The organism is Providencia sp. CIM-Carb-044 (assembly GCF_033901115.1).
Lineage (GTDB): Bacteria > Pseudomonadota > Gammaproteobacteria > Enterobacterales > Enterobacteriaceae > Providencia > Providencia hangzhouensis.
Genome location: NZ_JAXADV010000016.1, coordinates 46,732 through 59,217 on the forward strand (window position 1 = coordinate 46,732; position 12,486 = coordinate 59,217).

Annotated in this window: 10 protein-coding genes and 1 tRNA gene; 3 read left to right on the forward strand and 8 right to left on the reverse strand. The window is 41.6% G+C overall.

The genetic code is table 11. The features are described 5' to 3' along the window. Positions 1-16 precede the first annotated feature (16 nt). Entirely contained in the window at positions 17-730 is a 714-nt protein-coding gene (locus SJ312_RS20650) for an NUDIX hydrolase (protein ID WP_004257005.1), read from the reverse strand. A 151-nt stretch (positions 731-881) separates the two neighbouring features. Between SJ312_RS20650 and SJ312_RS20655 the strand changes: the two genes are divergently transcribed. Both SJ312_RS20655 and SJ312_RS20660 read left to right on the forward strand, forming a co-directional pair. Beyond that, positions 882-1,901: an SPFH domain-containing protein gene (locus SJ312_RS20655; protein WP_004257001.1), complete on the forward strand. Its 1,020-nt coding sequence runs from the start codon at positions 882-884 to the stop codon at positions 1,899-1,901. After that, a complete protein-coding gene (locus SJ312_RS20660) occupies positions 1,901-2,824 on the forward strand; it encodes a sugar kinase (protein ID WP_110591316.1) in 924 nt (307 codons plus the stop codon). The genes SJ312_RS20655 and SJ312_RS20660 overlap by 1 nt, the downstream gene beginning before the upstream one ends. Positions 2,825-2,870: 46 nt before the next feature. Here SJ312_RS20660 and lnt read toward each other — a convergent pair whose 3' ends face one another. The 5 genes from lnt to miaB form a co-directional block, all read right to left on the reverse strand. Continuing rightward, the gene (lnt, locus tag SJ312_RS20665) at positions 2,871-4,400 is read right to left on the reverse strand and encodes an apolipoprotein N-acyltransferase (protein ID WP_165880278.1); all 1,530 of its coding nucleotides are present in this window, start codon (positions 4,398-4,400) and stop codon (positions 2,871-2,873) included. Next, positions 4,400-5,284 carry a CNNM family magnesium/cobalt transport protein CorC gene (corC, locus tag SJ312_RS20670; protein WP_036958175.1) on the reverse strand — a complete coding sequence of 295 codons (885 nt, stop codon included), beginning with the start codon at positions 5,282-5,284 and terminating at the stop codon, positions 4,400-4,402. The genes lnt and corC overlap by 1 nt, the downstream gene beginning before the upstream one ends. 490 nt (positions 5,285-5,774) lie before the next feature. Continuing rightward, complete coding sequence (gene ybeY, locus SJ312_RS20675) at positions 5,775-6,242, reverse strand: rRNA maturation RNase YbeY (protein WP_110591317.1); 468 nt, start codon at positions 6,240-6,242, stop codon at positions 5,775-5,777. Then, complete coding sequence (locus SJ312_RS20680; protein WP_110592563.1) at positions 6,243-7,301, reverse strand: PhoH family protein; 1,059 nt, start codon at positions 7,299-7,301, stop codon at positions 6,243-6,245. It abuts the gene before it with no gap. A gap of 39 nt (positions 7,302-7,340) precedes the next feature. After that, positions 7,341-8,771, reverse strand: a complete 1,431-nt coding sequence (gene miaB / locus SJ312_RS20685) for a tRNA (N6-isopentenyl adenosine(37)-C2)-methylthiotransferase MiaB (RefSeq protein ID WP_096864953.1) — start codon at positions 8,769-8,771, stop codon at positions 7,341-7,343. Between the two features lie 479 nt (positions 8,772-9,250). Here miaB and ubiF point away from each other — a divergent pair, with 479 nt between their 5' ends. Next, positions 9,251-10,438 (forward strand): 3-demethoxyubiquinol 3-hydroxylase, encoded by a 1,188-nt coding sequence (ubiF, locus tag SJ312_RS20690; RefSeq protein ID WP_319868304.1) that lies wholly within the window; start codon positions 9,251-9,253, stop codon positions 10,436-10,438. A gap of 70 nt (positions 10,439-10,508) precedes the next feature. Here ubiF and SJ312_RS20695 read toward each other — a convergent pair whose 3' ends face one another. Together SJ312_RS20695 and SJ312_RS20700 are read right to left on the reverse strand one after the other, a co-directional pair. Beyond that, positions 10,509-11,864, reverse strand: coding sequence for a dicarboxylate/amino acid:cation symporter (locus SJ312_RS20695; RefSeq protein ID WP_109912839.1), 1,356 nt, complete (start codon positions 11,862-11,864; stop codon positions 10,509-10,511). Positions 11,865-12,410: 546 nt separating this feature from the next. After that, positions 12,411-12,485, reverse strand: a tRNA-Gln gene (locus SJ312_RS20700). Position 12,486: the final 1 nt, after the last annotated feature.

The window sequence follows — 12,486 nt, forward strand, 5'->3', positions numbered from 1 at the left end:
TCAGGCATATCAATGATTAAAATTCTAAATTACGAATAAAACGGTAGTCCGCTGATTGTGGTTTTAAACGATACAAATTAGCGGGTCGGCCACGCTCGTGGCGTTTTTCTCCGGTATCAATTAACAAATCAGCTTGTTCGAGTCGGCGCCTAAACGATTTATTTTGTAAAGGCTTACCAATCAAAACTTCATGGACATGTTGTAGCTCTGCTAAGGTAAAAACGTCAGGTAATGCAAAACCTGGAACTATCGAATAGAGTGATTTTTGCTTTAGGCGTTCTCTCGCTTGTTGATAAAGTTTGAGGTGGTCGAATGCAAGAGTCAGTTGTTCAATTTCATCAATAGAAACCCATTTTACAGAATCCACGGTATCAATATGGGCTTCGCAGGCTTGGTAAGCAATTAGAGCTGTATAGCAAACAGTGACAGACCAGCCGCGAGGGTCTCGTTGGTGGTTTCCTTCCGTACAAAGTTGCTCAACATAAGGAGGAATAACTCCTGTTTTTTCTTTTAGCTTGCGTAAAACAGTCTCTTCTAAGGTTTGATCATTTTGCTCGTCAATAAATCCTCCCGGTAAGCCCCATTTTCCTTTTTCAGGGAAACTTGCTCGCTCAACCAGTAATACCTTCAACGTATTTTCATGATAAGTAAATAAAACGGCATCGACAGTGAGTAAAGGCGATAAATAATCTTTTCTGTCATAACTAGCAAGAAACTCTTTTTCATTCATATTGTTACCACTCAACGCTAAAGATGAAGTTTAGGGTTAGATCATACAGGTAAAAATAGTTATTGTCATTAAGACATTTAACACTTGACTTATTTGTGTCTATAAGACAATAATCAATTAAGGTCATAAAGACAATAACGAGGAATCCACTATGATTAACTTTAAATATTTCAAAGCAGACTCATCAACTTTTGTTATTCAATCGGTGAATGGGAAAGTGCGTAAGCAAGGTAAGGGGCTCAGTTTTTGGTATAACTCCGATAAAACTTCCATTGCGGCGCTTCCATTAAATGCCCAAGAAGCCCCATTTATTTTTAATTTACAAACGTCTGATTTCCAAAGTTTACGTATTCAGGGGCAAATTTCTTTTCAGGTAAAGCAGCCGGAAAAAACCGCGGACGTCTTAAATTTTAATTTATCTAAGGATGGGAAAAGCTACTCTTCTGAAGATCCCCTTAAATTAAGTGACCGAGTTGTGCGAGCAGCTCAAACAGTGATTCAAGCCAAAATACAAACTACTTCATTGCGAGATGCATTACTAATTAGCCAATCATTAGTGATTTTGGTGAACCAGCAATTAGCAGAGCAGGCGGTTATTGAGTCACTGGGAATTGAAATTTTGGATGTTTCTATTTCCGCCATCGCACCATTACCTGAAACGCTCAAAGCGTTAGAAGCACAAGCGAGAGAATCCATACTGAAAGAGGCTGATGATGCCATTTATGCAAGACGTAAGTTTTCTGTAGAACAAGAACGAACAATTAAAGAAGCTGAATTAGAAACAGATTTATCTGTTCAGGCCAAAGAACAACAAATTGAAGAGGCTCGTCTTGATAATGAGCGAAAAATATTGCGAGAGCGAGCCGAAATAGAGCAAGAAGAGTTAATTGCACAAGTAAGTGCAGAGGCAAAACGCAATGAGCTGGTTGCGCTTAGTGTTGAAAACCAGCGTATACAGTCTGATGCAGATGCTTATTCCATTGAATCTAAAATGAAAGCTTACAGTCAATTACCCGTTGAAAACTTAAAAGCGTTAGCGTTGGCTAAAATGGGACCTGAGCAGTTGATGGCGATGGCATTCGAATCATTGGCACAAAATGCTGGAAAAATTGGTGAGCTCAATATATCGCCTGATTTATTTAGCCAGTTAATGAAAAAAGGAGGTAAATAATGCAAAGGAATAATGACGTGCGATTTGTATTAGTCATGCGTAAAACGCGTTTACAGGAATTGATTGAACGCTTTAACACCTGGCCTCAAGCCAAATTTTACTTGGAGCACAACCATGTTGAAGTGAGCGATTATTTAAATGAACATGATTTATATCTGCGCCAATTAGTGCAAGCCGAATCGGTATTGAAATCATTGGGTAGATTTCAATTATTGGAACGAAAATTATTACCGAGTTACCAATTTTCTAAACAGGATATTGTTGTTGTCATTGGCCAAGATGGTTTAGTGGCGAATACCTTGAAATACTTAAATGGACAGCCAGTTATTGCTATTAACCCTGACCCTGAAAGGTGGGATGGCCAACTACTTCCTTTTGAAATAGGCCAATTGCAGGAAGTCGTGATAAATACCTTAAAAGGAAAAATAGAGCAAAAAATAGTGACTTTTGCACAAGCTACAACCAATGATGGGCAATCACTATTAGCGGTAAACGATTTATTCATTGGCCCGAAAAGCCACACTTCGGCACGCTATTTATTGAACTGGAATGGGGAACAAGAGTTTCAATCATCTTCTGGAATAATTATATCCACAGGACTTGGGTCAACGGGGTGGTTTCAATCTATTTTAGCGGGAGCACAGGCCATTATGGGAGTAAGTACTCACCCGTTGGCAAAAGGATTTGGTTGGGGGGAAAGTAAATTACAATTTAGTGTTAGGGAGCCGTTTTTAAGTAAAACGACAGGAACCAAATGGGTATTTGGTACGATTGAGCCGAGTAGCCCGTTAGCTGTTGAGTCATTAATGCCAGATAACGGCGTTATTTTTTCTGATGGCATTGAAGATGATTTCTTACAATTTAATTCAGGCTGTATTGTGACGGTGAAGATTGCGGACACACAGGGGTTATTGGTTGCTTAGCTAATTCCCCACCTCATTTACAGGTACCGAGGTGGGGTCAACATCGTTACTTTTGACGTCTATTCATAGCAAAACCAAGAATACCAAACATAATGGCGATTCCCCACATAGGATGATTACTCCAACGTGCGTAAGGGGTTAGCCCTGTTGTCGGTGTGACTTCAGTGGCAAGAGTCGCTGTTTTAAATTGTGGTAGCATATCTTGTATTGAACCATCCGCACGGATCACCGCAGTTATCCCGTTATTAGTGGAACGTAATAATGGGCGTCCCAATTCTAACGAACGCATACGTGCCATTTGGAAATGCTGCCATGGGCCGATAGATTGGCCAAACCACGCATCATTTGAAACAGTAAGTAAGTAGTCGCTATCAGGTTTAAAATTATCTCTGACCTGTGTACCTAAGATAATTTCATAACAAATAGCGGCAGTGAGGTGAATATTCCCTACAGCGAGTTGGGCTTGTTGGTAATCACCACGGCTGAATCCAGACATCGGTAAGTTAAAAAACGGTGCAATAGGGCGCAGGATATCTTCTAATGGAACAAACTCCCCAAATGGCACTAAATGATGTTTGTTATAACGGTTTTTTGATGGGTAGAGATACGGGTTTTTATCCCCTAATACAATAATCGTATTAAAGAACTCATATTCCCCATCCATTGGCCTTGCATCAACGATCCCTGTGATTAATTGAGTGTTCGAAGCCGCTAACAGCCGGTCGAGGGATTTTAGCCATGCTTGGTTATCCAGTTCAACAGAAGGTACGGCAGATTCAGGCCAGATAATTAGCGATGCTTTACCAATATAAGGACGAGATAACTCCATATAGGTATCTTTGGTTTTCTGTAAAAAACTGGCTTCCCATTTCATTGATTGCGGGATATTACCTTGAACTAATGCCACCTGCATTTTGTTGTCTTCAAGCGGGGTAAACCACTGAATATTTTTGGCAACTAATGGGGCAAACAGTAAAACTACCGCTGTGGCTAATGCAATAAAGCTACGACGTAGGATAGCGAGCGCTAACAAACCACTAATGCTAAATAATAGCAATGTGATCATTTCGACGCCGAATATTGGAGCGAGCGATTTCATGGGGCCATCAATTTGGCTGTAGCCAAATTGCAGCCATGGGAAACCAGTGAGAACCCAACCACGTAAAAACTCAGTGACTTGCCACAGGGCAGGAGCAAGAAATACTAAACGCCAAATATTGGCATGTGGGGCAAATTTAGCCATCAATGCCCCAAAAAGCCCTGTATAAAGGGAAAGGTATGCTGCCAAAAGAATGACAATAAAGACGTTAACAGGCCCTGGCATCCCCCCAAAATCCGCGATACTGACGTAAACCCAGTTAACGCCACTACCGAATAAGCCAAATCCCCAAGCGAAACCGATAGCAAAAGATTGCTTGGCTGTGCGCTGCAAGGTCAGTAATTGGAGAAAAAGGATAGAAAGAAGTGCGGCAGGCCAGATGTCAAAAGGCGAAAAAGCCAGCGTTCCACTGGCTCCGAAAATTAAAGCCAGCAGTAACCGCAACCGCTGACTTTGATAAATAGACGTTGAGTTCATTAAGTCTGTTCTTCTTCCAAAGTTGGAACTGGCGCGTCGTCTGGAATTTTCACGTGAAGCAGAAGGATCCGGCGACTATCTGCCATCGCAACTTTAAATTGATAGTTGTCAATTGTGATGGTTTCACCACGAGAAGGTAGATGACCGAAGGCTTGCATAACGAGGCCACCGACCGTATCAACCTCTTCGTCACTAAAATGAGTCCCAAAGGCTTCATTGAAATCTTCAATCTGCGTAAGGGCGCGCACAGAATAAGAATGGCGGCTAAGTTGACGAATATCAACATCGTCTTGGTCGTCGTATTCGTCTTCAATTTCGCCCACGATGAGCTCTAAAATATCTTCAATAGTCACTAGACCAGAAACACCACCAAACTCATCGATAACGATAGCCATATGGTAGCGTTGAGAGCGGAATTCTTTGAGTAGTCTGTCTACTCGCTTACTTTCAGGGACAACAACCGCTTGGCGTAATACCTTATCGATACTAAAAGGCTCAGCGTCAGTACGCATAAATGGCAGTAAATCTTTTGCCATTAATAACCCTTCGATATGGTCTTTATCTTCACTAATAACAGGGAAGCGTGAGTGAGCAGAGTCAATAATGACATCAAGGCACTCATCAAGCGTTTGGTTACGTTTTAAGGTAACAATTTGGGAACGCGGGATCATAATGTCGCGCACACGCTGATCCGCAATATCCATTACCCCTTCAAGCATTTCGCGGGTGTCAGGATCGATCAAATCGTTCTGTTCAGAGTCGCGGATTAATTCGACCAAATCATCACGATTTTTAGGTTCACCATGGAATAGGTGATTTAACAGTGCAAAGAACCCTTTCTTAGGACCAGGGTTATCGCTACTCGAAGAGTTATCGTCGCTCATGGCGGTTAATTTTTTTTTCCTCAAAAAATACTCGTCATACTTCGAACCGCAGCGTTGTTGGCTGCACTCGGCTACTCGAATCACATACTTATGTATGCTCATCGAGATATCCTCACTGGCCGCCTAGCTGCAATTCGAATTATTTAGAGTATTTACTCGTCGTATCTCGAACCGCAGCGTTGTTGGCTGCACTCGGCTACTCGAATCACATACTAATGTATGCTCATCGAGATATCCTCGCTGGCCGCTTAGCTGCAATTCGAATTATTTAGAGTATTCACTCGTCGTATCTCGAACCGCAGCGTTGTTGGCCGCACTTGGTACCAAAAGTAGCCCAAGTCAAAGTATTTGGAGCTTAGGTTAGTTAATAAAAACAGTTTACTACATTCTTTTTTAGCACAAAATTGACGGTTTATCTGCAAAATAACCGTCAATTTTTTGTAAAGTAATGCTTTCTTTGAGAAAGATATCTCAAAAAATTATAGTTAGGTCACTCTTTTTCTGCAAGATATGGGTCTTCATAGCCCAACTCAGCTAGAATTTCAGTTTCTAAACCTTCCATTTCTTCCGCTTCATCATCTTCAATATGATCATAGCCTAAAAGATGAAGGCAACCATGAACGACCATATGAGCCCAGTGCTCTTCTGCCGTTTTTTGTTGGTCAATAGCTTCTTGCTCAACGACTTGGCGGCAAATAATTAAATCACCAAGCAAAGGCAGTTCAATTTCTGGTGGAGCCTCAAAGGGGAATGACAACACGTTAGTCGGTTTGTCTTTGCCACGATAGGTTAAATTTAAGTGATGGCTTTCCTGCTCATCAACTACCCGAATAGTGACTTCACTTAGTGCTTGAAATTTCGGTAAAACAGCGGCTAGCCAACGCTGAAACTCGGCTTCCGAAGGCAAGCCATCAGGGTTTTCACACGCAATTTGTAAATCGAGAATAATGTCACTCATTTATAGATTTTCCTGCTTTTCAAATTGCTTTTGTTGTTCTTTTTCTTTTTCTTCACGTAACTGCTGGCGACGTTTATTGTCTTGTTCTTCCCAAGCCTCATAAGCCATGACAACTTTTGCAACGACTGGATGGCGAACTACGTCTTCACTGTGGAAGAAATTGAAGCTTAAATCATCGACTTCGGAAAGCACTTCAATGGCATGACGTAACCCTGATTTACTACCACGAGGTAAGTCAACCTGAGTAATATCACCCGTCACAACCGCTTTGGAATTAAAACCAATACGTGTTAAAAACATCTTCATCTGTTCGATGGTGGTGTTTTGGCTCTCATCTAAAATAATAAAAGCATCATTCAAGGTACGGCCACGCATATAGGCCAGCGGTGCGACTTCGATAACATTACGCTCAATCAGCTTTTCAACTTTTTCAAAGCCTAACATTTCGAATAGCGCATCATAAAGTGGGCGTAGATAAGGGTCGACTTTTTGGCTGAGATCCCCAGGTAAAAAACCAAGTTTCTCACCTGCTTCAACCGCAGGACGGGTTAGCAAAATACGGCGGACCTCTTGGCGCTCTAACGCATCTACTGCCGCGGCTACCGCTAAATAGGTTTTCCCAGTTCCTGCAGGGCCAATGCCAAATGTAATATCATGGTCTAAAATATTGGCGATATATTGCGCTTGATTTGGAGTGCGTGGTTTGATCACACCACGTTTAGTCTTAATATTCACCGCTTTACCGTAGTCAGGAACGCTATCGGCAGATTGCTCTAAAACACGGCTATCCAGAATGGCTAAGTGAATATTTTCAGGGTCGATATCAGGGATAACACCGCGCACAGGCGCGGTATCGACATACAGTTGACGTAAAATTTTGCTCGCCGCTTGAACATTCAGCGGCTTACCCGATAACTTAAAACGGTTATCGCGGCGATTAATTTCGATAGCAAGGCGGCGTTCTAGCTGCTTGATATTATCGTCAAATGGCCCGCAGAGGCTCATTAAACGCTGGTTATCTGCGGGTTCTAGAAAGATTTCTTGTGTTGCGATTTGCAAATTTTTTGTCTCGGTCACTGAATATCCTATGGTTGTGGCTTAGGGTTGAAAGCTGCCAACACCTAGCTCATCTTCTTTACGAGTACGTGCAATAACAGACTCTGGTGATTCATGAACGCGAAGACCCATTTGATCTTCTGTACGAATGACTTTACCGCGCAATGAGTTGGTATAAACATCCACAATTTCGACATCCACAAATTTACCGATCATATCCGGTGTGCCTTCAAAGTTCACAACACGGTTATTTTCAGTACGTCCAGACAGCTCCATGACGTTTTTACGCGATGTTCCTTCAACTAAGATACGTTGAACGGTTCCCACCATTTGGCGGCTGAAGCTTAATGCTTGCTGATTAATACGCTGTTGCAGTAAGTATAGACGCTGTTTTTTCTCATCTTCGGTTACATCATCAGGTAAATCCGCAGCTGGGGTGCCTGGACGCGCGGAATAGACAAAGCTGTAGCTCATATCAAAGTTCACGTCTGCAATCAGTTTCATGGTTTTTTCGAAGTCTTCGGTTGTTTCACCGGGGAAGCCCACGATAAAGTCTGAACTGATTAGAATACCAGGGCGTGCTTCACGCAGTTTGCGAATAATGGCTTTATATTCAAGTGCGGTATGAGCGCGTTTCATCATTGTTAGAACGCGGTCTGAGCCACTTTGCACGGGTAGATGCAAGAAACTGACTAATTCAGGGGTATCGCGGTAAACTTCGATGATATCGTCAGTAAATTCAATTGGGTGGCTAGTGGTAAAGCGGACACGGTCGATGCCATCAATAGCCGCGACTAAACGCAGTAATTCTGCAAATGAGCAAATTTCACCATCAAAGGTTTCACCACGGTATGCATTCACGTTTTGGCCCAGTAAGTTAACTTCACGTACACCTTGTGCGGCTAACTGTGCGATTTCAAAAAGAATATCATCACAAGGGCGGCTAACCTCTTCACCACGGGTATAAGGCACTACGCAGAAAGTGCAATACTTGTTACAGCCTTCCATAATGGAAACGAATGCGGTCGGGCCTTCAGCGCGAGGTTCTGGTAAGCGGTCAAATTTTTCAATTTCAGGGAAACTGATATCGATAACAGGGCTACGCGTACCTTGAACTTGATTAATCATCTCAGGCAAACGGTGCAAAGTTTGCGGGCCGAAAACGATGTCAACGCTTGGCGCACGTTGGCGAATAAAATCCCCTTCTTGCGAAGCAACACAGCCGCCTACACCAATGATGATGTCAGGGTTTTTATCTTTAAAAAACTTCCAACGACCAAGCTGATGGAAGACTTTTTCTTGTGCTTTTTCACGAATGGAACAGGTATTAAGCAGTAATAAGTCTGCTTCTTCTGCAACTTCAGTGAGTTGATAACCATGGGTATTTTCTAATAAAGAAACCATTTTGGATGAGTCATACTCATTCATTTGGCAACCCCAAGTTTTAATATATAGCTTTTTATTCGTCGACATGTCGTATATCCGGTGTTTTCGAAGCGGCTAGTGTAATGGACTCCGAAACGCGTTGTAAATCCAAAGTCCTACCCTTTATATTTTTGGGAACTCGCATGCATTTTGATTAAGGACATCATTGTATGATGGGATAAATGCAAAGATATTTAAAATAATATCACTACACGAAATCTAAGGGCAGGCAATTTGCCTATTGTTTTAAAATTAGCACGTATTGTATTCATTTGCGGCATCAGTGACCAGAGGATGTTGCAAAATTGTGGTTGTTTTTTGTGCAAATCAAAGTGTTTTCAGCAAAATATACTATTTGTAAGGTTATTAAGGTGGAGGAATGAATGACCTCTAAGACTTCAATGCCTATATTTCCTGTGAGAACCCTCATTTTTCGGTACAATACCTTTATCAACGTGGTCACTGTTATCAAACAATAACCTTTATTAAACAGTAACCTTTATTAAACAGTAAATAGTAGCGAACGTATGAATAAATTAATCGAATCTTATGATGTTGTCGTCGTTGGCGCAGGTATGACTGGCGCGGCAGCAGCATTGGGCTTTGCTCAAGAAGGCATGCGAGTCGCTTTGCTTGAAAAAGCACAACCTGCGGCCTTTGCCCCACAAAGTGCTCCAGATGTTCGTATTTCTGCGATTAGCCGTGCTTCTGTTGAATTGTTGGAGCAATTAGGGGCTTGGCAACATGTTAAGGCAATGCGAAGTGCTCCATATCGTCAGTTAGAAACATGGGAAGAGCCAGAGAGCAATGTGGTTTTTGATGCTCAGAGTCTTGGGTTGCCTGAACTTGGGTTTATGGTAGAAAACCGTGTGTTACAGCTTGCATTATGGCAAGAATGTGAAAAATACAGCAATCTAGACCTTGTCTGCCCGGCGAAACTCATCAATTTATACCAACCTAAGTCACAAGAAGAGTGGATATTAGCATTAGATGATGGCCGAGCTCTGCAAGCTAAGCTTGTTATTGGAGCTGATGGCGCGAATTCGCAGGTCCGCAAAATGGCAGGGATTGGTAGCCGTGGCTGGCAGTATCGCCAATCATGTATGTTGATTAGCATTCAAACACAGCAGTCTCAGCAAGATAAAACATGGCAGCAGTTTTTTCCATCAGGGCCTAGGGCATTTTTACCGCTGTATGATAATTGGGCTTCATTAGTCTGGTATGACAGCCCTGCAAAGATTAGGCGTTTACAAGGCATGTCAATGGAACAGTTGACGGGAGCGATTTCTGAAGCTTTCCCTGAACGTTTAGGGCCTGTTACCGCAATTGCGTCAGGGGCATTTCCACTGACTCGTCATCATGCTCGTCGCTATGTAATAGATGGATTAGCATTGATTGGTGATGCCGCTCATACCATTAATCCATTAGCGGGGCAGGGAGTGAATTTAGGCTACCGAGATGTTGATGCGTTGTTGAAAGAAGTGATTTACGCGCGCGAATACATACAACCTTGGCATTCCCTTGATGTATTGAAGCGTTATCAACGCCGTCGTTTGCCTGATAATTTAATTATGCAAGCTGGAATGGACGTATTTTATATGGCATTTAGTGAAAAGTTACCAGGATTGAAAATAGTTAGGAACCTTGGGTTGATGGCGGCACAGCGTGCTGGAGAAGCGAAAAAGCTGGCGTTGAAGTATGCTTTAGGTTTATAGAAATTATCTTGAATATAATAAATAGGCCGCTAATTAGTGGCCTATTTATTATTAAGTGAAGAAGTTATGGTTATTTATTATTAGCTAAATCAACTGGCTGAATATTACTTGTGTCTGTATTGATGCTGTCATCTTCAGTAATCACTGAATCTAATGTTTCATTTTTTGCTGAAAATGCATGAGCCAGTTTTTCTGTGTCGAGTTCTTTTTCCCAACGCGCAACAACGATACACGCACATGCGTTACCCACTAAGTTAGTTAATGCACGGCACTCAGACATAAAACGGTCGATACCTAAAATAAGCGCCATACCTGCGACAGGAACGCTTGGCACCACCATCAGTGTGGCTGCTAAGGTAATAAACCCTGCACCCGTCACACCAGCTGCACCTTTTGAGCTTATCATCGCAACTAACAGCAACGAAATTTGTTGCCAAATAGTGAGCTCAATATTAGTGGCTTGGGCAATAAACAATGCAGCCATCGTCATATAAATATTCGTACCATCAAGATTGAATGAATAACCCGTTGGGATAACTAACCCGACAACCGATTTTTCACACCCTGCATGCTCCATTTTGCGCATTAAGCTTGGCAGTGCCGCTTCGGAAGAAGAGGTACCTAAAACTAACCATAGCTCGTCTTTGATATATTTAATTAGCGCAATGATGGAGAAGCCGTTGTATTTAGCAACTGCACCCAGAACAAGTAAGACGAACAACAGTGAGGTAATATAGAACGTCATAATCAGCATCATTAAGTTGCCGATAGAGGATATTCCATATTTACCAATAGTAAATGCCATTGCGCCAAATGCCCCGATAGGTGCGAGTTTCATGAGCATCGCAACCATTTTGAACACAGGTTCAGAGAAGTTTTGTAGTAGTTTTACAATGGGCTCGCCGTGTTTACCTGTTGCAGCTAATGCTAATCCGAAAATGACAGCAATAAATAGAACTTGCAGGATGTTGCCGTTTACTAATGGACTAATGACGGTATCAGGGATGATATTCATCAAGAAGCCAACTATCGAAGATTCGTGTGCTTTTTCAACGTAGGTGGCAACTTTAGTGCTATCAAGGGTTGCCGGATCAATATTAAGGCCTGAACCTGGGCGAATGATATTCGCGACGATAAGACCGATGACGAGGGCGATGGTCGAGAAAGTGATGAAGTAGAGCATCGCTTTACCTGCGACGCTACCAACGGCCTTCATGTTTGACATGCCAGATATACCAGTAACAACAGTTAAGAAGATAACTGGCGCAATAATCATTTTAACGATTTTGATGAATGCATCACCAAGCGGTTTTAATGATTCTCCAATGTCTGGAAAAAAGTGGCCAAGTGCGATACCCAGAACGATGGCTACGATTACCTGAACATATAAAATCTTATATATTGGTTGCTTTATCATGTTTCGCATAAATTTTCTCTGTAAAAATGTTGCGTTTGGCAATTTATAATTATTAGGTTTAAAACTTTTATTAGAGTTTCTGAGAACTAATTTAGTTGGAATGGAAGAAGGGGCTGAATCTATTAGTACCAGAGGTTGATAATAATTTAACTGGTAATAATCATACCTAACTACAATTCGAGCGCAGATTACCACTTTCGATGGTTATATAGAAATGATTGAAGTCACACATTTGATAGAAAAGTTATGCAAACGTAAATTTTATGAGGTAAATGTTGCTTTAACATCACTTTAAACGATTAAGCTATTGGTTAATCGGTAATATTAGGATTAAATAAATAAGCAAATGACCAAAAAGTAATCATTTAAACTAAAAATAGGGATGGAAATATAGAAAACAGTAGAGAGGGATACTTTACTGCTTAAAAAATGGAGTTATCTGCTAATTTGTTACTTTTTATTTAATTTATCAATAAAATCGATAAGTAAAATTAAGACTGCCTAAGCATAGTAAGATAGAGCAGGGAGTTAATTTAAGCGATGTTGAAAAGAGAATGGCTGGGGTACCAGGATTCGAACCTGGGAATGCCAGGATCAAAACCTGGTGCCTTACCGCTTGGCGATACCCCAA